The 26223-nt window shown below is 65.7% G+C and carries 30 protein-coding genes; 12 read left to right on the top strand and 18 right to left on the bottom strand.

All coding sequences use genetic code 11. The annotated features are described in order from the left end of the window. The first annotated feature begins 9 nt into the window (after window positions 1-9). On the top strand, window positions 10-471 hold the full coding sequence (locus J2R76_RS02420) for a DUF488 family protein (RefSeq protein ID WP_057018441.1): 462 nt from the start codon (window positions 10-12) through the stop codon (window positions 469-471). Here the strand turns inward: J2R76_RS02420 and J2R76_RS02415 are convergent. The 6 genes from J2R76_RS02415 to J2R76_RS02390 all read right to left on the bottom strand — a co-directional run bounded on the left by J2R76_RS02415 (window position 468) and on the right by J2R76_RS02390 (window position 6630). Continuing rightward, window positions 468-1385 carry a PhzF family phenazine biosynthesis protein gene (locus J2R76_RS02415; RefSeq protein WP_076828533.1) on the bottom strand — a complete coding sequence of 306 codons (918 nt, stop codon included), beginning with the start codon at window positions 1383-1385 and terminating at the stop codon, window positions 468-470. The genes J2R76_RS02420 and J2R76_RS02415 overlap by 4 nt on opposite strands. Before the next feature lie 164 nt (window positions 1386-1549). Then, the gene (locus tag J2R76_RS02410) at window positions 1550-2863 is read right to left on the bottom strand and encodes an adenylate/guanylate cyclase domain-containing protein (protein ID WP_076828564.1); all 1314 of its coding nucleotides are present in this window, start codon (window positions 2861-2863) and stop codon (window positions 1550-1552) included. 112 nt (window positions 2864-2975) lie between these two features. Then, window positions 2976-4139: an ABC transporter permease gene (locus J2R76_RS02405; RefSeq protein WP_076828531.1), complete on the bottom strand. Its 1164-nt coding sequence runs from the start codon at window positions 4137-4139 to the stop codon at window positions 2976-2978. Window positions 4140-4157: 18 nt separating this feature from the next. Then, the gene (locus tag J2R76_RS02400) at window positions 4158-5117 is read right to left on the bottom strand and encodes an ABC transporter ATP-binding protein (protein WP_076828530.1); all 960 of its coding nucleotides are present in this window, start codon (window positions 5115-5117) and stop codon (window positions 4158-4160) included. Next, window positions 5114-5899, bottom strand: coding sequence for an HlyD family secretion protein (locus J2R76_RS02395; RefSeq protein WP_038388292.1), 786 nt, complete (start codon window positions 5897-5899; stop codon window positions 5114-5116). Before J2R76_RS02395 ends, J2R76_RS02400 begins: the two co-directional genes overlap by 4 nt. Next, window positions 5896-6630, bottom strand: coding sequence for a TetR/AcrR family transcriptional regulator (locus J2R76_RS02390; RefSeq protein WP_076828528.1), 735 nt, complete (start codon window positions 6628-6630; stop codon window positions 5896-5898). Before J2R76_RS02390 ends, J2R76_RS02395 begins: the two co-directional genes overlap by 4 nt. A 348-nt stretch (window positions 6631-6978) precedes the next feature. On the opposite strand from J2R76_RS02390, the gene J2R76_RS02385 reads away from it, so the two are divergent. Beyond that, entirely contained in the window at window positions 6979-7767 is a 789-nt protein-coding gene (locus tag J2R76_RS02385) for a DUF4239 domain-containing protein (RefSeq protein ID WP_076828526.1), read from the top strand. Window positions 7768-7795: 28 nt separating this feature from the next. On the opposite strand, the gene J2R76_RS02380 is transcribed toward J2R76_RS02385, so the two are convergent. Further along, the gene (locus J2R76_RS02380; protein ID WP_076828524.1) at window positions 7796-8206 is read right to left on the bottom strand and encodes a DUF2000 family protein; all 411 of its coding nucleotides are present in this window, start codon (window positions 8204-8206) and stop codon (window positions 7796-7798) included. 310 nt (window positions 8207-8516) lie between these two features. Between J2R76_RS02380 and J2R76_RS02375 the strand changes: the two genes are divergently transcribed. Further along, the gene (locus tag J2R76_RS02375; protein ID WP_076828522.1) at window positions 8517-9734 is read left to right on the top strand and encodes an FAD-binding oxidoreductase; all 1218 of its coding nucleotides are present in this window, start codon (window positions 8517-8519) and stop codon (window positions 9732-9734) included. A 45-nt stretch (window positions 9735-9779) separates the two neighbouring features. Here J2R76_RS02375 and J2R76_RS02370 read toward each other — a convergent pair whose 3' ends face one another. The 9 genes from J2R76_RS02370 to J2R76_RS02330 all read right to left on the bottom strand — a co-directional run bounded on the left by J2R76_RS02370 (window position 9780) and on the right by J2R76_RS02330 (window position 17259). Further along, on the bottom strand, window positions 9780-10130 hold the full coding sequence (locus J2R76_RS02370) for a DUF4189 domain-containing protein (protein WP_371852140.1): 351 nt from the start codon (window positions 10128-10130) through the stop codon (window positions 9780-9782). A gap of 278 nt (window positions 10131-10408) precedes the next feature. After that, window positions 10409-12013 carry an NTP transferase domain-containing protein gene (locus tag J2R76_RS02365; protein WP_253623739.1) on the bottom strand — a complete coding sequence of 535 codons (1605 nt, stop codon included), beginning with the start codon at window positions 12011-12013 and terminating at the stop codon, window positions 10409-10411. Further along, entirely contained in the window at window positions 12010-12711 is a 702-nt protein-coding gene (locus J2R76_RS02360) for an XdhC family protein (RefSeq protein WP_076828519.1), read from the bottom strand. Before J2R76_RS02360 ends, J2R76_RS02365 begins: the two co-directional genes overlap by 4 nt. A 2-nt stretch (window positions 12712-12713) precedes the next feature. Then, window positions 12714-13037, bottom strand: a complete 324-nt coding sequence (locus tag J2R76_RS02355; protein WP_018272401.1) for an XdhC family protein — start codon at window positions 13035-13037, stop codon at window positions 12714-12716. Between the two features lie 29 nt (window positions 13038-13066). Then, the gene (locus J2R76_RS02350) at window positions 13067-14269 is read right to left on the bottom strand and encodes a VWA domain-containing protein (protein WP_253623738.1); all 1203 of its coding nucleotides are present in this window, start codon (window positions 14267-14269) and stop codon (window positions 13067-13069) included. 105 nt (window positions 14270-14374) lie between these two features. Then, window positions 14375-15280 (bottom strand): MoxR family ATPase, encoded by a 906-nt coding sequence (locus J2R76_RS02345; RefSeq protein ID WP_076828515.1) that lies wholly within the window; start codon window positions 15278-15280, stop codon window positions 14375-14377. Window positions 15281-15328: 48 nt separating this feature from the next. Further along, the gene (locus J2R76_RS02340) at window positions 15329-16135 is read right to left on the bottom strand and encodes a xanthine dehydrogenase family protein subunit M (protein ID WP_050383296.1); all 807 of its coding nucleotides are present in this window, start codon (window positions 16133-16135) and stop codon (window positions 15329-15331) included. Between the two features lie 36 nt (window positions 16136-16171). Further along, window positions 16172-16657 (bottom strand): (2Fe-2S)-binding protein, encoded by a 486-nt coding sequence (locus J2R76_RS02335; protein WP_028336799.1) that lies wholly within the window; start codon window positions 16655-16657, stop codon window positions 16172-16174. A gap of 155 nt (window positions 16658-16812) precedes the next feature. Further along, window positions 16813-17259, bottom strand: a complete 447-nt coding sequence (locus J2R76_RS02330) for a carbon monoxide dehydrogenase subunit G (protein ID WP_016840413.1) — start codon at window positions 17257-17259, stop codon at window positions 16813-16815. Between the two features lie 210 nt (window positions 17260-17469). Here J2R76_RS02330 and J2R76_RS02325 point away from each other — a divergent pair, with 210 nt between their 5' ends. The 3 genes from J2R76_RS02325 to J2R76_RS02315 all read left to right on the top strand — a co-directional run bounded on the left by J2R76_RS02325 (window position 17470) and on the right by J2R76_RS02315 (window position 20337). Continuing rightward, complete coding sequence (locus J2R76_RS02325; RefSeq protein WP_253623737.1) at window positions 17470-18825, top strand: 3-carboxy-cis,cis-muconate cycloisomerase; 1356 nt, start codon at window positions 17470-17472, stop codon at window positions 18823-18825. Between the two features lie 83 nt (window positions 18826-18908). Beyond that, window positions 18909-19691: a 3-oxoadipate enol-lactonase gene (gene pcaD, locus J2R76_RS02320; protein ID WP_076828562.1), complete on the top strand. Its 783-nt coding sequence runs from the start codon at window positions 18909-18911 to the stop codon at window positions 19689-19691. Window positions 19692-19944: 253 nt separating this feature from the next. Further along, window positions 19945-20337, top strand: a complete 393-nt coding sequence (locus J2R76_RS02315) for a carboxymuconolactone decarboxylase family protein (RefSeq protein WP_028339924.1) — start codon at window positions 19945-19947, stop codon at window positions 20335-20337. Here J2R76_RS02315 and J2R76_RS02310 read toward each other — a convergent pair. After that, entirely contained in the window at window positions 20317-20844 is a 528-nt protein-coding gene (locus tag J2R76_RS02310; protein WP_076828512.1) for a hypothetical protein, read from the bottom strand. The genes J2R76_RS02315 and J2R76_RS02310 overlap by 21 nt on opposite strands. On the opposite strand from J2R76_RS02310, the gene J2R76_RS02305 reads away from it, so the two are divergent. Beyond that, window positions 20834-21013: a hypothetical protein gene (locus J2R76_RS02305; protein ID WP_143270940.1), complete on the top strand. Its 180-nt coding sequence runs from the start codon at window positions 20834-20836 to the stop codon at window positions 21011-21013. The two genes, J2R76_RS02310 and J2R76_RS02305, sit on opposite strands and share 11 nt — an antisense overlap. A 10-nt stretch (window positions 21014-21023) precedes the next feature. Beyond that, window positions 21024-21782 carry a hypothetical protein gene (locus J2R76_RS02300; protein ID WP_076828511.1) on the top strand — a complete coding sequence of 253 codons (759 nt, stop codon included), beginning with the start codon at window positions 21024-21026 and terminating at the stop codon, window positions 21780-21782. A 93-nt stretch (window positions 21783-21875) separates the two neighbouring features. On the opposite strand, the gene J2R76_RS02295 is transcribed toward J2R76_RS02300, so the two are convergent. Next, window positions 21876-22022: a hypothetical protein gene (locus J2R76_RS02295; RefSeq protein WP_168858023.1), complete on the bottom strand. Its 147-nt coding sequence runs from the start codon at window positions 22020-22022 to the stop codon at window positions 21876-21878. A 368-nt stretch (window positions 22023-22390) separates the two neighbouring features. On the opposite strand from J2R76_RS02295, the gene J2R76_RS02290 reads away from it, so the two are divergent. The 4 genes from J2R76_RS02290 to J2R76_RS02275 are packed head-to-tail and all read left to right on the top strand — an operon-like array spanning window position 22391 to window position 26220. Beyond that, window positions 22391-23308, top strand: coding sequence for a branched-chain amino acid ABC transporter permease LivH (locus J2R76_RS02290; RefSeq protein ID WP_076828509.1), 918 nt, complete (start codon window positions 22391-22393; stop codon window positions 23306-23308). Between the two features lie 10 nt (window positions 23309-23318). Then, complete coding sequence (gene livM / locus J2R76_RS02285; RefSeq protein ID WP_057018422.1) at window positions 23319-24644, top strand: high-affinity branched-chain amino acid ABC transporter permease LivM; 1326 nt, start codon at window positions 23319-23321, stop codon at window positions 24642-24644. Then, entirely contained in the window at window positions 24641-25474 is an 834-nt protein-coding gene (locus J2R76_RS02280) for an ABC transporter ATP-binding protein (protein ID WP_028336791.1), read from the top strand. The genes livM and J2R76_RS02280 overlap by 4 nt, the downstream gene beginning before the upstream one ends. Continuing rightward, window positions 25471-26220, top strand: coding sequence for an ABC transporter ATP-binding protein (locus tag J2R76_RS02275; protein ID WP_018272406.1), 750 nt, complete (start codon window positions 25471-25473; stop codon window positions 26218-26220). The genes J2R76_RS02280 and J2R76_RS02275 overlap by 4 nt, the downstream gene beginning before the upstream one ends. Window positions 26221-26223 lie beyond the last annotated feature (3 nt).

Here is a 26223-nt window from a genome sequence, read left to right as displayed (position 1 = left end):
CGAGAACCGATGGCGAAGGCCAGGAAGCTGTTCACCATCGGCTACGAGCAGACGCCGTCGAAGGCGGTGCTCGACGAGCTCGAGCAGGCCGGCGTCAAGCTGCTGGTCGACGTCCGCGCCATCGCCTCCTCGCGCCGGCCCGGCTTCTCCAAGACCCAGCTCGCCGCCGGTCTCGACGAGCGCGGCATCGGCTACGTCCATCTGCGCGGTCTCGGCACCCCGAAAAGCGGACGGGAAGCGGCACGCAGCGGGCAATATGCGCTGCTGCACAAGATCTATTCGGCGCACCTAAAGACGGCGCAGGCCAAGGAAGAGCTCGACGAGCTGTCGGCGCTGGTCAAGCAGTCCGGCCCGGTCTGCATCCTCTGCTACGAGCGCGACCACCAGCACTGCCACCGTCGATGGATCGCCGAGATCATTGAAGAGCGCGACGGCGTCAGGATCGAGAACCTGGCGGCACCGCAGCTCTAGCCTGCCTCGCCCGGCACGTTCAGCGTTCCCTCCATCATCGTCACGCAGCCGCCGCCGACATGCACCGAAGTGATCACGCCGCCTTGCTTGCGCACGCGCGTCAGCAACAGGCTCGGCCGGCCCATGTCGACGCCCTGCCCGATCCGCAGCCGCAATTCGCCATCGCGCGCGGGATCAATATCGGCGAGCAGCGCCGCGCAAGCCGCGGTCGCGCTGCCGGTGGCGGGATCCTCGGACAGGCCGCTGGCGCCCGGATGGAACATGCGCGCCTGCAGGTCGAGCGGCTGCTCGCTCGCCGGCACGTCGCGCGTGTAGAAATAGACCACGTCGCGGCCGATCTCGGCCAGCGTCCTGGCGAACGCCGCAGCATCCGGCCGGGCGCGCCTCAGCGCCTCGCGCGAGGCGATCTCGACCACCAGGAATGGCAGCCCGACCGAGACGACCTGCGGCGCGTGCCGATTGGTCTTCACATCAGCCGCCGTCAGCGACAGGCACGCGGCGGCGGCGGCCGCGCTGACCTCATTGGTCCGCTGTAGCGCCTGCGGCGCGGTCAGCTCGGCCCCGACCACATTGCCGCCGTCGGACAGGATCTCGACCGGCACGAGGCCCGCCTTCTCCTCGAACCTCAAGCGCGCCGGCGCCTTCGCGGCCCGGCTTGCCAGCACGAAGGCGGTGCCGACATTGGGATGGCCGGCGAACGGAATTTCCGAGCGCACCGTGAAGATGCGAACCTGGGCGTCGTTGACCTTGTCCTGCGGCGGCAGCACGAAGGTCGTCTCGGAATAGTTGAACTCGGTCGCGATCGCCTGCATCTCTTCGGTCGAGAGCCCTTCGGCGTCGAGCACCACGCCGAGCGGGTTGCCGCCGAAGGCGCGGTCGGTGAAAACGTCGACGGTGATATAGCGCCGCTGCATCCTGCTTGTCCTCGTGCTCCGGTCATTCCGATGACGTCACCGTACCACGGCCCGAGCGATGCCCTTCAGAGCACTCGGTACAATCGCGGGCAAGTCACATGCAGGCAGCTCGCGCGGCTTGAGGAGCCGTGCGTGATTGCCTCGGATCATGTGAGCGTCGCCGCCTACCCCAACTGCCAGACGTGCACCGGGTGCTCGTAGCCCCGCACCGGGATCTCGCCGCGCGACACCGCGTCCTTGCAGTCATCGCCGAGCGCCTCGCGCACCGCGGAGGAAATTAAAAACTGCGAGCCGAGCTCCTTGTTCAGCGCCTCGAGCCGCGCGGCAAAATTCACGGTGTCGCCGATCACGGTGTACTCCTTGCGCCGGGGCGAGCCGATATTGCCGGCGACGACCTCGCCGATGTGGACGCCGATGCCGATGCGCAGCGGCCAGCTCGTCGCCGCGTTGGTGCGCTCGTTCGCGGCGAGCATTTCACGCGCGGCGGCGACCGCCTGATGCGCGGCGTCGCCGGTCTCGAACGGGGCACCGAACAGCGCGAGAAAGCCGTCGCCCAAAAACTTGTTCACGATGCCGCCATGGCGATCGAGGATATCGACCAGCACGGCAAAGGCGCCATCGAGCCTGTCGACCACCTCCTGCGGCGAGCGGGTGCGCGCACCGGCCGTGAAGCTGCGGAAATCCACGAACATCACCGCAACACGGCGGATGTCGCTGCCGGTGCCGGCCCCCTCCGTCATCAGACGTTCGACCACCTGCGGCGAGACGTGCTGGCCAAACAGGTTGGTGATGCGATCGCGCGCGGTGGCGGCCGCGATGCTGGCCGCGAACTGCCGGCGCAGCTGCATGCCGACTGCGCCGGCCAGCATGCCGCAGATCAGGATGATCGCGCTGCGCGCGGCGTGATAGTAGATGCTGGTCTCGGCCGCGCCGCCGCCCGAGGGATGGAAGAACACCGCCATATAGAACAGCTCGACCGCCGCGACGAAGCCGGTGAAGGTCGAGAGCCAGAAGTCGAGCCGCAGCGTCGACAGGATGATGAAGACGAAATAGATCAGCGGCGCCACGAATCCGAGCGCCTCTTGCGGCCCCATGCTATTCATGTGCAGCGCCAGCACGACGGTCGGCAGCGACGTCTCGACGAGCACGCCGATGTAGCGCCGGACCACCGGCAGGTCGCGCCCCTTGCGCATGTGCCAGCTGATCGCCCCGTGCACCCAGAACTCGAACAGGATCAGCGGAATGGTGACGTAGAAGACGTAGACGGGGCTGAGGTTGCCGTGCCAGACGCGGCTGACCGCATCGGGCGCAAAGAAATACACCAGCAGACTGATCGCCGCGAGGGCAGCGGCGGTAGCGATCAGCACCTTGATGCGGAGCAACTCGGTGGTCATCACCTCGCGCATCAGGGCGTGATGGAAGTCGGCGGATACGGTTGTGTCTGCCGCTACGCTGTTTTTGTCCGAAGATTCCGCCATGCCTCCCACCCCGTCATTCCGGGGCGCGAAGCGAACCCGGAATCTCGAGATTCCGGGTTCGATGCTTCGCATCGCCCCGAAATGACGATCATTGATGGCATCCATCATAGCCTCAATCGAGCGTACGGCGGAAGCGCGTCACCGCGATCGTCATGGCGAACAGCATCAGGGCGACCAATGCGGCGGTGTCGTATTGCAGGTTCTGCATCGCCGCGCCCTTCAGCATGATGGCCCGCACGATGCGCACGAAATGGGTCAGCGGCAGCCCCTCGCCGATATATTGCGCCCAGACCGGCATGCCCGCGAACGGAAACATGAAGCCGGACAGCAGGATGCTCGGCAGGAAGAACATCATCGAGAGCTGCATCGCCTGCAGCTGGTTCTGGACGATGGTCGAGAAGGTGTAGCCGATCGACAGATTGGTGGTAATGAACAGCGTGGTGAGCAGCGCCAGCAGCGTGAGGCTGCCGAGGACCGGCACGCCGAACAGCAAAATGCCGATGGCGATGATCAGCGTGGCCTGGATGAAGCCGACCAGCACATAGGGGATGATCTTGCCGAACATCACCTCGACCGGCTTGATCGGCATCGACAGCAGGCTCTCCATGGTGCCGCGCTCGATTTCGCGCGTCACCGAGAGCGCGGTGAAGATCAGCATGGTCATGGTCAGGATAGTTCCGACCAGACCGGGCACGATATTGAGGCGCGAGTCCGCCGCCGGGTTGTAACGGGCGTGGGCGCGGATTTCGAACGGCATGTCCGGGGGATCGCCGACGTGCAGATCATGCGCCAGCGCCGATTGCACCAGCGGCCCGAGTGCTCCGAGCGCCGAGCCCGACGCGACCGGGTCGGTGGCATCGGCGGCGACCAGCAGCGCCGGTCTGTCGCCGCGCCGCACCGCGCGCTCGAAGCCGCGCGGGATTTCGACGCCGAACAGCACCTTGCCGGATTGCAGCAGCTCGTCGAATTCCTCGACGGTGTGGACCTCGCGGACAAAATGGAAATAGGCGGTGTTCTCCATTGCCTTCAGGATCGAACGGCCGAGATCGCTGTCTTCCTGGGTCAGCACCGCGGTCGGCAGATTGCGCGGCGTGGTGTTGATGGCGTAGCCGAACAACGTCAGCTGCATGACCGGCAGCATGATGATCATGGCGAAAGAGACGCGGTCGCGGCGAAGCTGGATGAACTCCTTGACCAGCATCGCGTAGCTGCGCCGCCAGAAGCCGAATGCCGGCTCCCTCGCCTCGCTGTTCTGGATCGATTCCGTTGCGCTCATCGCAATTATCCCTGGAGATTATCCTTGGAAATTATCCTTGGAGCGCCCCATCAGATCGATGAAGACGTCTTCGAGCGACGGCTCGCTGGCCTGCCAATGCCACTTCGAATTGTCCCGATAGGGCGCGATCGCGGCCTCGACCGCCGCCTTGTCGCGGCCGGAGACGTGCAGGCTGGTGCCGAACGGCGCCACCATGTCGACGCCGGGCTTGTCCGTGAGCTCGGCCATCAGGCCGTTGAAATCCTCGCCCGTCACCGTCCAGGTCGACAGCGCGGACGCCGCGATCACCTCGTCCACCGTGCCATGGGCCAAGAGATGACCGTAGGCGATGTAGGCGATCTCGTGACAGCGCTCGGCCTCGTCCATGTAATGGGTCGAGACCAGCACGGTGAGGCCTTCGGCGGCGAGCGCGTGGATCTCGTTCCAGAAATCGCGCCGCGCCTTGGGATCGACGCCGGCGGTCGGCTCGTCGAGCAGCAGCAATTGCGGATTGGGCAACGTGCAGGCGCCGAGCGCCAGCCGCTGCTTCCAGCCGCCGGAAAGGTTGGCGGCGAGCTGCTCCTCGCGGCCCTTCAGCCCGATCCGCGCGATCATGTCGGCCGCGGCGCCGCGCGCGTCCGGCATGCCATAGAGCCGCGCCACGAATTCGAGATTCTCGCGCACCGACAGATCCTGGTAGAGGCTGAAGCGCTGCGTCATGTAGCCGACCTTGCGCTTGATCTTGTCGGCATCGCGCCGGATGTCGTAGCCGAGGCAGGTGCCCTCGCCGCTGTCGGGCGTCAGCAGGCCGCACAGGATGCGGATGGTCGTGGTCTTGCCGCTGCCGTTGGGACCGAGGAAGCCGTAGATCGAGCCGCGCTTGACCTGCATCGACAGGTCATGGACGACCTCGCGTCCGCCAAACGACTTGGTCAGCCCCTTCACATCGATCGCGATGGAGGGTGCGTCGGACCGCGCGCTGGTGGAGCCGCCGTTCATCTGCGCTCCGCCACCGGCGTCTTGGGATTGAGGTAGATGCTGATCGGCTGACCGACGCGCAGCACATCGGGCCGGCTCGGCCGCGCCTGGATCAGATAGACCAGCTTGTTGCGCTCATCGAGGCTGTAGATGACCGGCGGCGTGTACTCCGCCGTGGTGGCGATGAAGTAGATCTTTGCCGTGAGGTCGGCGGCGCAATTGTCGCAGGTCACCCTCACCTCGTCGCCGAGCGCAAGCTTCGGCAGCTCGGCCTCCGGCACGAAGAAGCGCAGCTTCATGTTGCCGGGCGGCATGATCGACAGCACCGGGCGCTGCGCCTGCACCATCTCGCCCTCGCGGAAATAGATCTGCTGGATCGAGCCCGCGATCGGCGCAAAGCCCTTGCGACGGTCGAGCCGGGTCTGCGAGGTGTTGACCCGCGCCTCCGCGACGCGCAGCGCCGAGACCGCGGAATCCAGATTGGCCTGGGTGCCGGCGCCGGTGCCGCGCAGCGAGGCCGCGCGGTCATAGCTCTGCCGCGCATTGGCGAGGGTCGCATTGTTCTGGTTGAGATCGGCGCGCTGCAAATCGTCGTCGACCGAATAGAGCAGATCGCCGGGCTTGACCTCGTCGCCTTCGCGCACATTGAGCTTGATGACGCGGCCGGATTCATCGGGGCTGACGAAGATCATGTCGGCCTCGACCCAGCCCTGGAAGCCGGGATCACGCTTCTCCTGGCAACCGGCCAGCGCCGCCGCCAGCACGACTGCGGTCACGAGCTTCATCATGCGCGAGCCGGTCATGGCTTGCTCCGTTCGCCGAAGATCAGATCGAGATGAACCTTGAACATCGCGAGGGCATCGAGCGGCGCGTGCCGGGCAAACAGGCCCTGCCAGATCACCGCGACGATCGCGGGCGCCACGACGAGTTGCGGAAACTGCGCGAGTTGGCGCTGCCTGATCTCGCCGCGCGTGATCGCAAGCTGGATCAGCGCCTGCATCGCGGCCATCCCCTTCGACACCACCTCGCGGAAATAGAAGTCGGCGATCGTCGGGAAGCGCGGCCCTTCGGAGACGATCAAACGGACGATGTCGCCGCGCCGGGTCGACACGATCTCGCGGATGAAGGTCTCGGCAAACCTCTCCACCGCATCGCGCACCGGGCCGGTGATGGTGGGCGGCGCGGCCATGCGATTGACCAAGGGCACGACTGCGGTGCGGATCAACTCCTCGAACATCGACTCCTTGTCCTTGAAGTACAGATAGAGCGTGCCCTTCGCGACGCCCGCCCGCCTGGCGACATCGTCGAGCCGCGTCGCGGCGAAGCCGCGCGCAATGAACTCGTCCATCGCCGCCTCGACGATCGCAGCGCGCCGCTCCGCCGATTTCTCGGCGCGGTTCGCAGCAGGCTTGGCCTCGGGCAGCTTTGCCGAGGCCACCTTCGGGATCCTCGCCGCGGCAGCCCGGATCGCGGTGGTCCGGCGCTTGGCGGGCCGGGAGCGGGTCGTCTTTTCGATGCGCTTTGTCATGGCCATAATATGACTGACCAGTCAGTCATTGTCATGTTCAGAGAAAACGCCTGCCGGCCGGAAGCGTTCCTGTCGGCCTTCCCGGCCCCTCAGGGTGCGCATAGATTCGCGATCTCGCGGCGCAAATGCCCGAATTTGCTGCTTATGTCCGCCCTATGGGGAACAGTGGGCGCTGGGAAAGCCGGGTGCCGATCGCACCCGCGGGCCCTGTGCAACAAAAAGGCACAGGGGTGGCACCACAGGTGTAACCGGAGCAATCCGGCTTTCCCTGCGCGATGCGCTACGGCTCACTTCGTGCTCTCCCCGGCGAGATTGGGGGGAATTTGATACAAGCGGTCCGCTGGGGGAACACCAATGAGCGATTGGTTACACAACCTTTCTGTGCCGTGGATGGCCTTCATCGTCTTCGGCTTCACCTACCTTGTTGCCATTCTCATTTTCGCAGGCGTTGCGATCCTGTCGACCAAGGAGCGCGCAACGTCTTTCAAATCGATCTCTCCCGGCATGTTGCCGGTGCTCGGCATCCTTTTCGGCCTGTTTGTCGCATTCACCGCGGCACAGGTCTGGAATGACAGCGACCGCGCCACCGCGGCGGTGAGCCGCGAAGCCAGTTCGTTGCGGGCGGTCATCCTGCTCGCCGGCGGCCTGCCGCCGGAGCAGGAGGCGCGCCTGCGCGGCCTCGTTCGCGACTACGTCGAGGAAACGGTCGCCGTGGAATGGCCGATGATGGCGCGCCAGGCTGCATCGCTCAAGGCAGCTCCTCCTGCGCTGACCGCGGCGTTGCGGCTTGTCGTATCAACGCCCGCGCAAAACCCGGGCCAGCAGACGACGCAGCACGAGATCATCACCAATCTGAATTCGGCACTCGATGCGCGACGACAACGGATCATCGTCAGCCAGACGGAAGTCGACTCGATCAAATGGTGGTGCCTCTACCTTCAGGCCATCTGCGAGCTATTGGTCATTGCCCTTGTTCACTGCGACAACCGGTTGGGATCCGCCATCGCGATGGGACTATTCGCGACCGGCGTGGCCACATCGGTTCTGCTGATTGCCGCGCATGATCGACCATTCACCGGCCAGATATCGATTGCGCCGACGCCGTTGCTGCAGATCATGCCGGACAAGGAGGCGAGCCGATAAGCGCCGGACCGCACACGCGCGCTGTCCGCTAGGTGTGAAACTTCAGCCCATCGAGGATCTTGTCGACCACCTTGCGCTCGGCGCGAATAGCGAGGCCGACCAGGTTGAGCTCGCTGCGCGCGACCGCCCTCACCACCTCGCGGTTGGCGGCGTCATGCGTGGTCTTGAACATGTCCTCGGTGTAGAGCGCCGGCTGCACGTTGCGCGCCAGCGCGCGCTCCAGCGCCCGCGACAGCGCGGGCCCGTCGGCGCCGTAGATCAGGATCGGCTGGCCGATCAAAGAGAGATATCTGGTCCCCGACCCGTCCTGGTAATTCTCGCCGATACATTCGGGGAAGGAAGCCGCGATGCCGCCGGCAAGAAACGACGCCACGTTGAGCTTCTGCCAGACTTCCAAGTCGGTGCGGATCACGACCGCGATCTTGGTGTCGAACTGCATGGCGATAAATCTATCCGCAGGTTGACGACAAACGCCAGTTCTGACCGCGCATCCCTCATCTGCCCGCCAGGCGCTGACGTTAGTTTCTTGAGCAACCCACGGGCGGACCCTGCCCGCCTGAAGGGCGACGTCGCGGCTGGCGAAGCTGATATCGCTGCGGCGAAGAAGCTCAACCCACACGTCGACCGCTAGTCGTGCCACGTCGCAAGGGCCCAATCCCTGCCGGGACGGAAAGCGATAGTCAGCTCCTGCGCCGCGTAGTAGGCTTCGGGCGTTCGATGACCATCAGCATATTTCAGGGCATTGCATCATGATCAGCAAGGCCGATGTTGTTGTTATTGGTTCGGGCGGATTGGGCGCGGCCACAGCCTATTACCTGAGCAAGCGTGGAGGTCTCAGCGTCGCCCTTGTCGACAAGCATGAGATCGGATCGCAAACCTCGCCCCGCGCGGCAGGCATGGTGAGTTGTGCGCGCAAGAGCGACTTGATGATTGGCCTCATCAAGGACGCATGCCGCAAGATCGAGGCGTTCACGGAAGAAACCGGCCAGCCGCTCGACTGGGTGCATTCGGGCAGCCTCAAGATTGCGCGCCGGCCACAGGACGCCGAAGTGATCGAGGACGATTTCGCGCGCGGACGCCGCACCGGCCTCGACGTCGAACTGATCTCTCCGCAAGAGGCGAGCAGTCTCAATCCGTTCTTGCAGCCGACGGGCGTCGTTGCGGCGATGCGGATCGGCGACGACCGGTATTTCGACCCGGCGCAGGTTGCCGTCGGTTTCGCCACAGCCGCGGCGGCCAACGGTGCAATCTTGCTGCCGAAGACCGACGTGCGCGCCGTCAACATCGTCGGCGGCACCGTGATCGGCCTGACCACCGCGAACGGCGTCATTGAAAGTCCGGTTGTCGTCGATGCGGCCGGCGCGTGGACGCGGCAGGTCGCGGAGGCGAGCGGGATCCGCGTGCCGCTGGTGCCGACCCGGCAGCAGTTGATCGTCACCGAGCCTTTGGATGGCGTCCGTGCCGACCTGCCGATGATCCGCATCATGGACGCTGCGGTGTATGCCCGCCCATGTCAGGGCGGCTTCCTGTGGGGTGTCTACGAGGAAACGCCGCGCTTCTTCGATATGCAGTCGCTTGGGGCCGGCTTCGACGTCAAGGACATGCCGCTCGATATCGGCGTGCTTCATGCAGCCGCCGATGAGGTCAAGGACCAGCTCCCGTTCCTGCAAACCGCCAAGGTGCGGGAGTTTCGCGGCGGCATTCCGACGATGACCGCCGACGGCCATCATATTCTCGGTCCGGCCGCCGGCGTGACCGGCTTCTATTTTGCGAGCGGGTGCAACGTCGCCGGTCTGTCGATCTCGCCGACCGTCGGCGAGGCGCTTGCGGCCTGGATCGTGGACGGCAAGCCGCCCATCGATCTATCGCCGATGTCGGTCATGCGGTTCAAAGACCAATCGTGGTCCGAAGACCAATTGGAGCGCGACGCCGCCTGGCAATACCGGCACTTTTATGGCGCCGTCTGAACTCGGCAGCGCGCTTTGCCCACCAGGCGGATTGCGGCGACTGCCTTACCCCTTGGCGTCGCAGGCCCAGGCGCGGATCACGCATTCCTTGCCGCCATAGTCGTAGCACTTCCTGGTCGCGGCATTGAGCGAGCTCGAGATCTTCGGCGCCACGGCATAGCCATGGGCGCCGCAGGGATTCTTCATGTCGATCGAGAGCGCGGCGCAGGCCCGCTTCATGGTGACGGTGGTGCAATCGCCCTTGCACTGCTTCAGCGCGGCGGCGCGCGCCGCGCCTTCCGCCGGATAGTCGTAGGCCTGGCCATAGGCCCCGCACTTGCCGACCGCGAACGCGCCGGCCGCGCGCGCCTTGGGCACGAAGGTTTCCACGGAGAAACGCGTGGCGCCGAGCAGCAATGTCAGGACGAGAATCGTCAACGCGCGACGCTGCGCGACGGCGGTCGAAATGATCAAGCGGAAATCCCCCAAAGCCCGGCGCGGACTGTACGCAGGGGTCGTTTCCAGATGGTGAATGACGGGTTGAGAGCGAATTCTATCCACTCGTCGTCCCGGCGAAGGCCGGGACCCATAGCCACCGATGGTGATGATTGCGCGAGGCTCTGGCCGCTGTCCCACCAACAACAACGATTGGTGGTAATGGGTCCCGGCCTTCGCCGGGACGACGCGGAGAATGTTCAGCCCTGTCTTGCCGCTTCCAGCGCCTGCGGCGTGTCGATGTCGAGGAAGGCGCTGTCGCCGTCGACCGGGACCTCGGCGACTACCTCGGCATGCTTGGTGATCAAGTGACGCGCGCCGATGTCGCCGTCGAGCGTCATCAGCTCCTTGAAAAAGCGCCGCGACCACAGCACCGGATTGCCGCGGCGGCCCTCACTGACCGGGACCGCGATCAGATGGCCGCGGTCCGGCGCGAAGGTCTCGATCAGGCGATCGATCAGCTTCGCATCGATCAGCGGCATGTCGCCGAGGCAGACGATCGCGCCGTCGGCGCTGTCGGACACCGCCGCAATGCCCGCCTTCACCGAGCTGGCGAGGCCGCCGGCGAAATCCGGGTTGCGGACGAATTTGACCTTGAGGCCATCGAGCGCCTGCTCGACCAGCTCGGCCTGATGCCCGGTGACCACGATCACCTCGGAAGCCTTCGAGGCCAGCGCCTGCTCGGCGACGATGCGCGCGAGCTTCTTGCCGTCGAGCTCGGCGAGCAGCTTGTTCGGGCCGCCCATCCGGGTCGAGCGGCCGGCGGCAAGCAGGATCGCGGCGACGTTGCGGTTGCCTTCGGTGTCCGGCACCGTGCGCGGCTGCGGCCGCGTCACGATCTCCATCAACAGGCCGCCGACGCCCATGCCGGTGAGATCCGATCGCGTCACCTTGATGCCGGCGAGCAGCCGCATCAAGACCCAGTCGAAGCCGTTCTCGACCGGCGAGCGCGCGCAGCCTGGCGCGCCCAGGACCGGCACGCCGCCGGCGCTGCCGATCAGCAGCAGATTGCCCGGATCGACCGGCATGCCGAAATGCTCGACCGCGCCGCCGATCTCGGTGATTGCAGCAGGAATGACATCACGACGGTCGGCGATCGCGGACGCGCCGAACACGATGACGAGCTCGGCCCCTAAGCCGAGCAATTCCTTGATCGAGGCGGCGAGCACCGTCTCGTCATGCGGCACGCGGCGCTCGGCGATGATGGTGGCGCCGGCCGGCGCGAGCCGCTCGGCGGTGACGCGCAGCGTCTTGTCGATCACCTTCGGCGCAAGACCCGGCAGCAGCGTCGAGACCACGCCGACCTTCTGGATCACATAGGGCGCGATCCGCAGCGTATCCTTGCCGGCGACCGCGACGGCGGCATCGCGTAAGCGCCCCTCGACGCCGAACGGGATCAGCTTGACGGTCGCGATCATCTCGCCTTCGACCACCGGCTTGAACGCGGCGAGCGTTGCGAAGGTGATGGCCTCGTCGACGTCGTTGATACGGTCGACCGCGGCGCGATCGATCACCAGCACACCGGGACGGGCCGCGAACAGATTGGCGCGGCCGGTGAAGGCGCGCTCGACGTTGACGCCGTCGCCGGCCACCGCCTGCGCGATGCTGGCGGCCGCGGCGTCCTCGGAGACGTCGCCCTCGTCGAGCCGCACCACGACGATCTCGTCGACGCCCGCCTTGGTCAGCGCCTCGACCTCGGCAAGGCCGATCGTGGTGCCCTTCTTGAGCACCAGCGCGCCCTGGCGGAGGGTATGCACGGTGACGCCGCCAATCGCGTCGGCCGGACTGGCGGGACCGAATTTCATGCCGCTTCTTCTTTTTCTTTGGGGGGCAAGCGCAGCTGCGCGGTGATCTCGGCCATGATCGCGACCGCGATCTCCGACGGCGACACCGCGCCGATATCGAGGCCGATCGGCGCGTGGATGCGCGCGATGTCGCTGTCCCTGGCGCCCTGCGCGCGCAGCCGCTCGGCGCGCTTGGCGTGGGTCTTTCGCGATCCGAGCGCGCCGATATAGAAGCAGTTGCGGTCGAAGGCGTGCAGCAGCGCCGGATCGTCGATCTTCGGATCATGCGTCACCGCGACGAAGGCGGTGTAGTGATCGACGTTGAGCGGCGGCAGTGCGACGTCGGGCCATTCGGCGACCAGCGGCACGTCGGGGAAGCGCTCCGGGCTCGCAAACGCGGTGCGCGGATCGACCACCGTGACGTCATAGTCGAGCGAGCGCGCCAGCGGCGCCAGCGCCTGGCTGATATGGACCGCGCCGATGATCACGAGCTTTGCGGTCGGCGCGTAGACATTGAGGAACAGCTTCTTGGTCCCGACCTCGACATTGCCGCTCTTGCCCATCCACAGCTGCTTTGAAAGCTCGGCGCGCAGCGGATCGGCGGCGATGTCCGCGGCCTTGACCAGACGCTGATCGCCATTGGCGGTGTCGGTGACGATGATCACCGGGCGGCGCGCGGCGCGCTCGGCGTTCAGCTCTTTCAGGATCTCGAGTTTCACGGCTAACCAACCTTCTCGACGAAGACGCGGATGGTGCCGCCGCAGGACAGGCCGACATTCCAGGCCGTCTCGTCGGCAACGCCGAATTCAAGCATCTTTGGCTGGCCGCTCGCGATGACGTCGAGCGCTTCCGTCACGACGGCGCCCTCGACGCAGCCGCCGGAGACCGAGCCGAGGAAGGTGCCGTCGTCATTGATGACCAGGCTCGAGCCGGCCGGGCGCGGCGCCGAGCCCCAGGTCTCGACCACGGTGGCAAGCGCCACGCCATGGCCCTCCTTCTGCCAGGTCTCGGCGGCCTGCAGGATGTCTTCGTCGCGGTTCAGCATGGTGGCCTCCTGCTATCGGGTCAGGCTTCTTAGGCTACGGAGCGGATCAGGCTGCGGTGGTGCGCCGGCGGCGGGGATGACAGCGCCCCGATCAAGCCCTCGATGGACGTCAAGTTATGCACCGGGCGAAATTCGTCAACGTGGGGCAACATCATTTTGATGCCCTGCGCCTTGGCCTCAAAGCCGGAGTAGCGCAGCAGCGGATTGAGCCAGATCAGGCGGCGGCAGGAACGGTGCAATCGGTCCATCTCGAAGGCCAGTTTGGCATCAGCCTCCCGTTCTAGTCCATCGGATATAAGGAGGACGATGGCGCCCTGCCCGAGCACCCGGCGGGCCCAGAGCTGGTTGAAGCTGTGCAGCGAGGTCGCGATCCGCGTCCCGCCGGCCCAGTCCTCGACCGCGGACGAGCAATTCGCCAGCGCTTCGTCGGGGTCACGCTCCCGCAACGCGCGCGTCACATTGGTCAGGCGGGTACCGAACAGGAACACCGAGACCCGCTTGCGGGCGTCGGTGATGGCGTGCAGGAAGTGCAGGAACAGGCGGGTGTACTCGCTCATCGAGCCGGAGATATCGAGCAACGCCACGATCGGCGCCGGCTTCTCGATCCGGCCGAGCTTTCGGATGTCGATGATCTCGCCGCCGGTGCGCAGCGAGTTGCGCACGGTGCGGCGCATGTCGAGCCGCAGGCCCCGCGCATCCGGCTGGTAGCGGCGGGTCACGAGCTCGGCCTGCGGCAGCCGCATCTTGGCGATCTCGCGCGTCACCTCGGCGATCTCCGCCGCGGTCATCTGCGCAAAATCCTTCTTCTGCAGGATCTCCTTGTCGGAGACCGAGAGCTTGAGCTCCTGCTCCTGGGCCTGCGGGCGCTCCTCGCTCCGCGCCGGCTGCGCCATCGCCTCCTGGACGCGGCGCGAGGCCGGCGGCGGCTTCTTCCTGGCGTGGTCCGGCAGCGGCACCGAATCCAGCATGCTCTTCCACTCCTCGGCGGCGCGGAAGAACAGCATAAAGGCCTGGCGGAAGATCAGCGCGTGCTCGTGGCGCTTGACGAAGATCGCTTCCAGCGTGGCGTAGAAATCGGAGCGGTGGCCGACCTCGATCAGCTGCAGCGCGTCGAGCGCATCGATCACCGAGCCCGGCCCGACGGGAAGCCCGGCCGCCCGCAGCGCGCGGGCAAAGCCAATCACGTTGTCGGCCATGTGGCCGGTCGGAGGCGCGAGGTGGTTGATCGCCATTGTTGTTTGGCCTCGTCATTCCGGACCGCACGAAGTGCGGATCCGGAATCTGGAGATTGCGGCGCGAGATTCCGGGTTCACGCTTCGCGTGCCCCGGAATGACGGCTAGTCGCTCGTCGCTTCCTTCAATGTCTTCTGCAACGCATCGCCCTGCATGCGCGCGATGTCGTCCTGATACTTCAAGAGCGCGCCCAGCGTGTCGCCGACGACCTGCGGGGTCAGAGAGCGGGCGTCGAGCTCGGACAGCGCGGTGGCCCAGTCGATGGTCTCGGCGACGCCCGGCGACTTGTAGAAATCCTGGTTGCGCAGCGCCTGCACGAAGCGGACGACCTGCTGCGACAGCTTGGCGGAGATGTTCGGCACCCGCGACTTGACGATCGCAAGCTCGCGCTCGGCTGTGGGATAATCAACCCAGTGATAGAGACAGCGCCGCTTCAGCGCGTCATGAATCTCGCGCGTGCGGTTCGAGGTGATGATCACGATCGGCGGCGCCGGCGCCTTCACGGTGCCGAGCTCGGGAATCGTGACCTGGAAGTCGCTGAGGATTTCCAGCAGGTACGCCTCGAACGCCTCGTCGGCGCGGTCGAGCTCGTCGATCAGCAGCACCGGAGGACCCGCGACATCGGGCTCGAGCGCCTGCAGCAGCGGCCGCTTGATCAGGAAGCGTTCGGCGAAAATGTCGCTGGCGAGCTGGTCGCGATCGGTATCGCCGGAAGCCTCCGCAAGGCGGATCGCGATCATCTGCGCCGCACTGCTCCACTCGTAGACCGCGGAGGCGACGTCGAGGCCTTCATAGCATTGCAGGCGGATCAGCTTGCGCCCGAGCGCCGCCGACAGCACTTTTGCGATCTCGGTCTTGCCGACACCGGCCTCGCCTTCGAGGAACAGCGGCCGGCCCATCCGCAGCGCGAGATACGTCACGGTCGCGAGCGACCGCTCGGCGAGGTAGCCGCGCGAGGTCAGGAGATCCTCGAGCGCATCGACGGAAGTGGGTAACGCCGATGCACTCATGGAACAGCCAGTCTTCGAACAGAGGTCAGCAAAGTCACGCCTTGGTACTTAGTCCTTGGCGTTCGCGGCTTCCACCGCCCGGCGCGTCAAAACGCCGATCAGATGCGCGCGGTATTCTGCACTGCCGTGCAGGTCGCTGTTCAGCCCGTCAGCCGAAACTGCGATGCCGTCGAGCACCTTGTGCGAGAAGCGCTTCTTCAGCGCGTCCTCGAACGCAGTGACGCGGAAGACGCCGTCGGAGCCCGCACCGGTGACCGCGACGCGCACGTCGGACGGACGCTTGGCCACGAACACGCCAACCAACGCATAACGCGAGGCCTGGTTGCGGAACTTGACGTAGGCCGCCTTCTTCGGCACCGGGAACATCACCTTGGTGATGATCTCGTCGGCCTCCAGCGCGGTCGAGAACAGGCCCTGGAAATATTCCTCGGCCTTGAGGCGGCGCTTGTTGGTGACGATGGTCGCGCCCAGCGCCAGCACCGCGGCCGGATAGTCGGCGGTCGGGTCGTTGTTGGCGAGCGAGCCGCCGATGGTGCCGCGGTGGCGCACGGCGGGATCGCCGATCAGGCCGGCAAGCTCGGCCAGCGCCGGGATCGCCTCGCCCACGACCGCGGAGTTCGCGACTTCGGCATGCTTGGCGGTGGCGCCAATGACCAGCGAGCGGCCTTTCATCTCGATCGTATCGAGACCTTCGATGTGGGAGAGATCGACCAGATGCGGCGGGCTGGCGAGCCGCTGCTTCATGACCGGCACCAGCGTGTGACCGCCGGCAATCAGCTTGGCGTCCTCGTTCTTCACCAGCAAATTGGCGGCCTGCCGCACGGTGCCGGGACGGTGATATTTGAATTCGTACATTGGAATGTCCTGATCGCGCTCGCGGTGAATTGCTGACTAGGCGAGGTCCGACTTCGCCATCGCCTTGGCGCCGGCGGCGATCGAAGCAACGATGTTCTGGTAGCCGGTGCAGCGGCACAGATTGCCTTCCAGCTCCTCGCGGATCACCTCGTCGGAGAGCTCGTGGCCCTTGCGATGGACCAGGTCGACCGCGGTCATGATCATGCCCGGCGTGCAGAAGCCGCACTGCAGGCCGTGATGCTCGCGGAAGGCCTCCTGCATCGGATGCAGCGGCGCGCCATCGGCCGCCAGCCCCTCGATGGTCTTGACCTCGTGACCGTCGGCCATCACCGCAAGCGTCGTGCAGGATTTCACCGCCCTGCCGTCCAGATGCACGACGCAGGCGCCGCACTGCGAGGTGTCGCAGCCGACATGGGTGCCTGTCAGCCGCAGGTTTTCGCGCAGAAACTGGACCAGAAGGGTACGGGGGTCGACATTCGCGTTCACGGGGTTGCCGTTCACGATCATTGAAATCTTGGCCATCAGCACTCTCTTATCTGCGCCACCGCATATCGGCGAAGCAGGCGGTTTTAAATCATTCCAGACGGCATAATATGGGCGCGCCCCGCGATGGGCAACCTTTCGAGCCACCCATCCAGGACATGGCCGGACCTGAATAATCCAGCCGAAAGGCGAGGCTAACCCTGCACCGCCTTGGCGAAATTTGCAAAGAATTCATCGGCCAGCTTCTTGGCGGCGCCGTTGATCAGGCGCTGGCCGAGCTGGGCGAGCTTGCCGCCGATCTGCGCCTCCACATTGTAGCTCAGAAGCGTACCGCCATCCTTGTCTGCAAGGCCCACGGTGGCGCCGCCCTTGGCAAAGCCGGCGACCCCGCCCTCGCCTTCGCCTGAGATCTTGTAGCCGTTCGGCGGGTCGAGATCGCTCAAGGTGACCTTGCCCTTGAAGCGGGCGGAGACCGGGCCGACCTTCATCTTGGCGGTGGCGCGGAAGCCGCCCTCGTCGGTCTTCTCCAGCTCTTCGCAGCCGGGAATGCAGGCCTTCAACACTTCGGGATCGTTGAGCTTGTCCCACACAGCCTGGCGCGGCGCTGCAAGCTGGACTTCGCCGGTCATTGTCATGGCCATGGGGGATCTCCTCGATCGCTAGAACCTTTTCCCCCAAGTAAAGCAGCCGGGGCGCAAAGGAAAGGGCACCTTCGGAGGATGAGCGATGCATATTCGCAACCGCAGCAAGCCAAGCCGATCGTTCACGAAATCGCGCAATCCCCGGTGTTGAAAATGCAGGCAGCCCCGGGGCATTGGCATCGACGCGCGACAGTGGTTAGGTCGCCGGCCATGAGCACAGCCCTTTCTCCCCTGCTTGCGCCGATGCTGTCGAGCGCCGCGATGCGCGCGGTGTGCAACGACGCCGCTACGCTGCAGAACATGCTGGATTTCGAGGCCGCGCTGGCCCGCGCCGAGGTGGCCTGCGGGGTGATTCCCGCAGCTGGCGCAGGACCAATCGGCGCCGCCTGCAAGGCCGAATCATTCGACCTGGCCGCGCTGGCCGACGCCGCGACGCGGTCCGGCAATCTGGCGATCCCGCTGGTGAAGGCCCTGACCGCCAATGTCGCCAGGGCGGACGCCGAGGCGGCGCGCTACGTGCATTGGGGCGCGACCAGCCAGGACGTCATCGACACCGCGACCATGCTGTCGTTGCGTGCGGGGATCGACGCGCTGCTGGCCGACCTCGACCGCGCCGTCGCTGGCTTCGCCGGGCTTGCGCGCGCCCATCGCAACACCGCCGTGGTGGCGCGGACCTGGCTGCAGCATGCGCTGCCGATGCCGTTCGCCCTCAAACTCGCCGAATATGCCGCGGCGCTGCATCGCTCCCGCAAGCGCTTGCTGCGCCTGCGCCGCGAGACGCTGGCGCTGCAATTCGGCGGCGCCGCCGGGACGCTCGCCGCGCTCGGCAATAAGGGGCTGGCGGTCGCCGCCGCCCTTGCGCGAGAGCTCGATCTGCCGCTGCCGGATGCGCCCTGGCATACCCATCGCGACCGCATCGCCGAGGCCGCGTCGGTGTTCGCCATCCTCGCCGGCAGCTGCGGCAAGATCGCGCGCGACGTGTCGCTGATGATGCAGACCGATGTCGGCGAGGCCTTCGAGCCGGCCGGCGCCGGCCGCGGCGGCTCCTCCACCATGCCGCACAAGCGCAATCCGGTCGCCGCCGCGAGCGCGCTGGGGGCTGCGACCATGGCGCCGAATCTCGCCGCGACGATCTTCGCCGCGCAGGTGCAGGATCATGAGCGCAGCGCCGGTCCGTGGCATGCGGAATGGCCGACCTTGCCGGGCCTGATGCTGGTAACCTCGGGCGCGCTTGCTGCCATCGTCGATCTCGCCGAAGGGCTTGAGGTCGATGCGGCGCGGATGCGCGTCAATCTCGATGCGACTCAAGGGTTGATCATGGCGGAAGCCGTCACCTTTGCGCTCGCCGACAAGATCGGAAAGAGCGACGCCCATCATCTGATCGAGGCCGCCAGCAAGCGCGCGGTCGCGGAGAAGAAGCACCTGCGCGAGGTGCTGTCGGCGGACGCCAAGATCACCGCGCATCTCGACGCGAAACGAATCGCGGAGCTGTTCGAGCCGATGGCCTATCAGGGCGCCTCGCAAGCGCTGATCGACCGCCTGCTGGCTTCACTGGATCACAAATAGCGACGATGTCATTGCCGGGCAACAGCGCGAAGCGCATGTTCGCGCAGATGACCCGGCAAGCGCATGACGAGAGGGACAAGACGATGCCGATGATCAACGCCGACGGGTGCCTGCTCAACGTCCAGGTGGACGGCCGCGACGGCGGACCGACCTTGATGCTGTCGAACTCACTCGGCTGCACCTTGCAGATGTGGGAGCCGCAGATGCGGGCGCTGACGCAGCTGTTCCGCGTCATCCGCTACGACCGCCGCGGTCACGGCAAGTCCGGCGTGCCGGCGGGCCCCTACTCCATGGAGCGCTTCGGCCGCGACGTGCTGGCGATCCTCGACGACCTCAACATCGAGAAGGTGCACTGGTGCGGCCTGTCGATGGGCGGCATGGTCGGACAGTGGCTGGGAGCGAATGCCCCGGAAAGATTCGGCAAGATCATCCTCGCCAACACCGCCTGCTACTACCCCGATCCGACCAACTGGCTGAACCGCATCAAGGTAGTGAAGGAAGGCGGCATCGCCGCCGTCGCCGATACCGTGATCGCGGGCTGGCTGACCGCCGATTTCCGCGAGCGCGAGCCGGAGACCGCGGCGCGCATGAAAGCGATGCTGGTTGCCTCGCCGGTCGAAGGCTATCTCGCCTGTTGCGAGGCGCTGTCGACACTCGACCAGCGCGCCCTGCTGCCGAAGATCAAGAGCCCGACCCTGGTGATTGCAGGAAAGCAGGACATGGCGACGCCGGTGTCGGCAGGCGAAATGATCCGCAGCGGCATTCCCGGCGCCAGCATGACGCTGCTCGATGCCGCGCACATTTCCAACGTCGAGCAGTCGCACGCCTTCACCGAGGCCGTGGTCGGCTTCCTGACGCAACGGTAACGGTCATCGTCATTCCGGGGCGATGCGAAGCATCGAACCCGGAATCTCGATCCGCATCCATAACTTCGAGATTCCGGGTTCGGTCCTGCGGACCGCCCCGGAATGACGTAACCGGGAAAGATGCTCTATGGGCCACAATCAGCACGTAGCCCGGATGCAGCGAAGCGAAATCCGGGACAAGTCCTTCGGCCAACGCTGAAGCCCCGGATTGCGCTGCGCTCCATCCGGGCTACGATTTCATGAGGAGACATCCATGGACGACAATCAGCGCCGCGACGACGGCATGACGCAGCGCCGCAAGGTGCTCGGCAATGAATGGGTCGACAAGTCGATCAAGAACCGCAACGCGTTCAACACCGACTTCCAAGACCTGATCACGCGCTATGCGTGGGGCGACATCTGGACCCGGCCGCATTTCGATCACCGCACCCGGCGTGTGCTTGTGATCGGCACCATGGTCGCGCTCGGCCAGTGGGACGAATTCCGCCTGCATGTGCGCGCCGCGCTCGCCGAGGGCGGCTTCACGCCCGAGGACATCAAGGAGATCCTGCTGCAGCAGGCGATCTATTGCGGCGTGCCAGCGGCCAACCACGCCGTCAAGGAAGCCGGCGCGATCATTGCCGAGCTAGGGCTGCTGAAGGGATAGCTCGCTCGCAGGCGCGCCCGCCTCGGCGACGGGCGGCTCGACGGCCCGTTTCGGCGCAGTCTCGAACAACATCACGATCGCGGTCCCGAGCAGCATCAGGAGCTCGGCCGCATGCATGCGCAACGCTTCGACCTCGCCGACCTTGGAGGCCATCATCATGCTGGCGAAGCTCAGCACGCTGCCGAGGCAGAGCGCCACCGCCAGCGCCTCGTCGGCGCCGCTGCTGCTCTTGCGCAGCGGTGAGAAGGCGGCCATCGCGAGGAAGACTGCGAAGAACGCCACCACGGTGATCCGCGCCAGCGCGAGCAGCCATGCGAGGCGCACCGTCGCCATCTTGCCGAGGTGCAGATAGTCGCTGGCATAGAACGCGATCGACACGCTCGGCCGCTCATAGAGGCCGTGGATCGGCGACACCATGATGCTGAAGGCGATGATGGTCCAGACCGGAATGAAATAGGCCGCAAGCAGCGCGCCGTTGAAGGAGCTGATCCGCCAGTTGTTCGACATTGCCGCTTCCCGTGCATCCCGCGCCTTTCAGACCGGCGACGGTTCAGCTTGCGAGCTAACGCCGATCAATTGCCGGCAGCAATTTAAACCCTTTGTTAAGGTTAAGCGCGATGCGATGATTCCGGATCGAGGCCGGGATCTGCGCAAGATCGGCGCCGGCCGGGGATAAAGGGGGTAAAATGACCGAAAGAGCGCGCGTTTTCGTCGCAACGCCCTGCTACGGCGGCGATCTGAAGATGGCCTATGTGTTGTCCGCCCTGAAGCTTCAAGCTGCGGCCACCGCCCGGGGCATCGACATCCAGTTTCATCTGATCGGAAACGAATCGCTGATCGTCCGCGCCCGGAACGAACTGGCCCACCAATTCCTTGCATCCGGCGCCAGCCATCTCCTGTTCATCGATGCCGATATCGGGTTCGAACCCGAGTCCGTGTTCCGGCTGCTGGATTGCGGCACCGACGTTTCCGCCGCGGCCTATCCGCTCAAGCACATCGATTGGGCAAAGGTGCAGCGGGCTGCGGACGCCAAGCGCAAGAACCTCGCGTCATCCTCGCTGGACTATGTCGTCACATGGGAGGGCGACCAGATCACATCTCGCGGCGACGGCTTCGCCAAGGTCCGATATGCCGGAACCGGCTTTCTCATGATGAAGCGATCCGCCCTCGTCAGGCTGTGCGACGCCCATCCCGAACTCAAATATCGGGCGAACCACAAAAGCAACGACTTGAACACCGGCGACCTGGTTCGCGCCGACCTCGACCGCGTCTCGCTGTTCGAATGCATGATCGACAAGACAACCGGCGAGTATCTGTCCGAAGATTACGCGTTCTGCCGGCGCTGGATCGATCTCGGCGGCGAAATCTGGCTCGACCTTCGAAGCGAGCTCACGCATTTCGGTTCGTACGCCTTCCGCGGCCGCTTCGCCGACCAGTTGGCCTGAACAAGACAGCCCAAGCGAAAAGGGTCCAGCCTGAACAAGGGAGGCCTCGCCTTTCGGCGAGGCCTCCCTGCTAGTTCGGCTCAATTGTCCGAATTAGCGCTCCGGATTGGGCTTCTGACCCTGCCGGCCCTGATCCTGCTGTTGCTGGCCGGGCTTCTGGCCGCCGCCCTGCTGCTGCTGGCCGGGCTTCTGATTGGGGTTCTGGTTCGGCTGTCCCGGATTCTGATTTGGGTTGCTCATTCAGCTACTCCCTTGCTTTCATCAAGCTGGGGACAACGCGCGCGTCGGAAGCGCGGTTGCTCGGGGAACACGGGTTCCGGCGTGATCATTGCAAGGCAAGGCCATGTCGGCCCTGTGACATCGGAACCGCATCCGCCAAACTAGTTATGTACAAGCCCTTTCTGCTGCTGCCACGCTGTTGCCGCGGCCGGGGTTCCACTGTTAGAAAACGACACGACGCGACGGATCAGGCTGCCGGGGCCCTCGCCGCGTCACCCTCGACGTAGCGTTTTCGAGCGAAGTGGGAACCGGTTCGCGTGAAGAAAGCGCGTCCAGATCAACACGAGAGCCTGGTCGGTTCTCAACCGAACAGGCTCTGACGGCAGCGTATGGATTATTTCGCCCAGCAATTGATCAACGGCCTCGTGCTCGGTTCGATCTACGGCCTGATCGCCATCGGCTACACGATGGTCTACGGCATCGTCGGCATGATCAACTTCGCCCATGGCGACATCTTCATGATCGGCGGCTTCATCGCGCTGATCTCGTTCCTGGTGCTGGTGTCGCTCGGCCTCACCGCGATCCCCCTGATCCTGCTGATCGTGCTGCTGGTCTCGATGGCGATCACGGCGCTCTACGGCTGGACCATCGAGCGCATCGCCTACCGGCCGCTGCGGCATTCATTCCGCCTGGCGCCGATGCTCTCGGCGATCGGCATGTCATTCGTGCTGACCAATTTCTCACAGGTGTCGCAGGGCGCGCGGGTGAAGCCGGTGCCGCCGATCATCACCGGCGGCTACACGCTGCATGAAGGCTCGTCGGGCTTCGCCGTGCAGCTCTCCAACATCCAGATCATGGTCGTGCTCGCCACCATCGTCGTGCTGGCGCTGTTCACCTGGCTGGTCTCGCGCACCCGGCTCGGACGCGACATGCGCGCCTGCGAGCAGGACCAGACCATGGCCGCGCTGCTCGGCGTCGACGTCGACTACACCATCTCGATGACCTTCGTGATCGGCGCCGCGCTCGCCGCGGTCGCAGGCATGATGTATCTCTTGTATTACGGCCTGGTCGATTTCTTCATGGGCTTCGTCGCTGGCATCAAGGCGTTCACCGCCGCCGTGCTCGGCGGCATCGGCTCGCTGCCGGGCGCGATGCTCGGCGGGCTCGCAATCGGCCTGATCGAGACGTTCTGGTCGGCCTATTTCTCGGTTGAGTACAAGGACGTCGCCGCGTTCTCGATCCTGATCGTGGTGCTGATCTTCATGCCGACCGGCCTGCTCGGCCGTCCCGAAGTCGAAAAAGTCTGACAGGCACTTCGTGAGCGCGACCTCAGCCCGCCCCTCGCACGCCGCGCAGCCCTCGGGCAGCGCCTTCATTCTCAAGAAGGCCCTGATCAGCGCCCTTGTCGCGCTGGTGCTGTTCTCGCTGATGATCGGCATTCGCACCGAGGCCGGGCCGCAGGGCGGCTTGATCTACTGGACGCGGTTCGGCGACCTCGCAGCCCTTGTCGCTACCGTGTTCGGCGGCAGCATCGTCGTCGAGTTGCTGCGGCAATGGTGGGGACCGGTCGACAAGGACCGCATCGTGCCGAAGCCGGTGCAATCGGCGATGTCGTTCGCCGGCCGCTGGCTGGCGCCGGCGCTCCTGGTGTTCACCTTCCTCGTGCCTGTCATCTTCTACAACCAGCGCTACATTCTCGACCTGTCGATCCTGGTCCTGACCTATGTGATGCTGGGATGGGGATTGAACGTCGTGGTCGGCCTCGCCGGCCTGCTCGACCTCGGCTATGTCGCGTTTTACGCGGTCGGCGCCTATTCCTATGCGTTGCTTGCGACCAATTTCGGATTGTCGTTCTGGGTCTGCCTGCCGCTTGCCGGCATCCTGGCGGCGTTCTGGGGCGTGCTGCTCGGCTTCCCGGTGCTGCGGCTGCGCGGCGACTATCTTGCGATCGTGACGCTCGCCTTCGGCGAGATCATCCGCCTCGTCATCATCAACTGGCAGAGCCTGACCGGCGGCCCCAACGGCGTCTCGGGAATTCCCCGCCCGACCATGTTCGGCATTCCGCTGACGGCGGGTGACGACGGGCTCGCCGCCAAGCTCGGCATCGAATTCTCGCCGACCCACCGCCTCGTCTTCCTGTTCTATCTGATCCTGGCGATGGCGCTGATCACCAACTGGGTGACGATCCGGCTACGGCGGCTGCCGATCGGCCGCGCCTGGGAAGCGTTGCGCGAGGACGAGGTCGCCTGCCGCGCGCTCGGCATCAACACCACGACCACCAAGCTGACGGCGTTCGCGACCGGCGCGATGTTCGGCGGCCTCGCCGGCGCGTTCTTCGCCACCCGGCAGGGCTTCATCAGCCCGGAATCCTTCACCTTCCAGGAATCGGCGCTGGTGCTGGCGATTGTGGTGCTCGGCGGCATGGGCTCGCAGCTTGGCGTGGCGCTCGCCGCGCTGACCATGATCGGCGGCTTCGAGCTGTTCCGCGGCCTCGATCAATACCGCATGCTGGTGTTCGGCATGGCGATGGTGCTGCTGATGATCTGGCGGCCGCGCGGGCTGATCGGCCATCGCGCGCCGACCGTGTTCCTGGAACGCAACCAGGCGATCTCGTCCGACCTCGTCAAGGAGGGCCACGGATGAGCGGCGACCCCATCCTCACCGTCGACCGCCTGATGATGCGCTTCGGCGGCATCGTCGCGGTCAACGAGCTGTCCTTTGCGGCCGAGCGGCGCAAGATCACCGCGCTGATCGGGCCGAACGGCGCCGGCAAGACCACCGTGTTCAACTGCATCACCGGGTTCTACCGGCCGAGCGGGGGCGCGATCCGCCTCGCCCATGACGACGGCCGCACCATCCAGCTCGAGCGGCTGAACGATTTCCGCATCTCCAAGCAGGCCAAGGTGGCGCGCACCTTCCAGAACATCCGGCTGTTTCCCGGCATGACCGCGCTGGAAAATCTGATGGTCGCCCAGCACAACGCGCTGATGCGCGCCTCGGGCCTGACCCTGCTCGGGCTGCTCGGCCTGCCGTCCTGGCGCGAGGCCGAGCAGCGCGCCATCGATCTGGCGCGGACCTGGCTCGCGCGCGTCGGCCTGCTCGACCGCGCCGACGATGCCGCGGGAAATCTGCCCTATGGCGACCAGCGCAGGCTCGAGATCGCGCGCGCGATGTGCACTGAACCGGTGCTGCTCTGTCTCGACGAGCCGGCGGCCGGTCTGAACGCGCGCGAGAGCGGCGGGCTCAACGAGCTGCTGCTGTCGATCCGCAACGAACAGGGCACCTCGATCCTCCTGATCGAGCACGACATGTCGGTCGTGATGGAGATCTCCGATCACGTCGTGGTCATGGATTACGGCGTCAAGATCGCCGAAGGCACGCCGCAGACGGTGCGCGACGACCCCAAGGTGATCGCCGCCTATCTCGGCGCCGACGAGGAAGAGGCGATCGCCGTGATGGAGAGCGGCACGTGAGCGCGGCACAGGCAACGACACCCCTGCTCGCGGTGCGCGGCGTGCGCGCGGCGTATGGCAAGATCGAGGCGCTGAAGGGCGTCGATATCGAGATCAATCGCGGGGAGATCGTCGCCCTGATCGGCGCCAACGGCGCCGGCAAGTCGACGCTGATGATGACGATCTTCGGCAGGCCGCGCGCCCGCGCCGGCGCCATCGAGTTCGACGGCCGTGACATCACCGGCGTGCCGACCCACGAGATCGCGCGGCTGCGCATCGCACAATCGCCGGAGGGCCGGCGGATCTTTCCGCGCATGAGCGTCGCGGAAAACCTGCAGATGGGCGCCGATGCCACCGAATGCAGCGAGGCCGAGCGCGCAGCCGGGCTGGAGCGGGTGTTCGCGCTGTTCCCGCGCCTGAAGGAACGCGTCGCACAACGCGGCGGCACGCTGTCGGGCGGCGAGCAGCAGATGCTGGCGATCGGCCGCGCCCTGATGAGCCGGCCGCGGCTGTTGATGCTGGACGAGCCCTCGCTCGGGCTCGCGCCGCTGATCGCGCGGCAGATCTTCGACGCCATCCGCACGCTGAACCGGCAGGACGGCCTCACCGTGCTGATCGTGGAGCAGAACGCCAACCATGCGCTGAAGCTCGCCCATCGCGGCTATGTCATGGTCAACGGGCTGATCACGCTGGCCGGAACCGGCGCCGAATTGCTGCAGCGCCCGGAAATCCGCGCCGCCTATCTGGAAGGCGGCCGCCGCGGCTAGCTT

The organism is Bradyrhizobium sp. USDA 4532 (assembly GCF_024171315.1).
GTDB classification, from domain to species: Bacteria; Pseudomonadota; Alphaproteobacteria; order Rhizobiales; family Xanthobacteraceae; genus Bradyrhizobium; species Bradyrhizobium australafricanum.
Note: the sequence above shows the minus strand (reverse complement) of the source record. Positions and strands in the feature narration are given on the sequence as shown.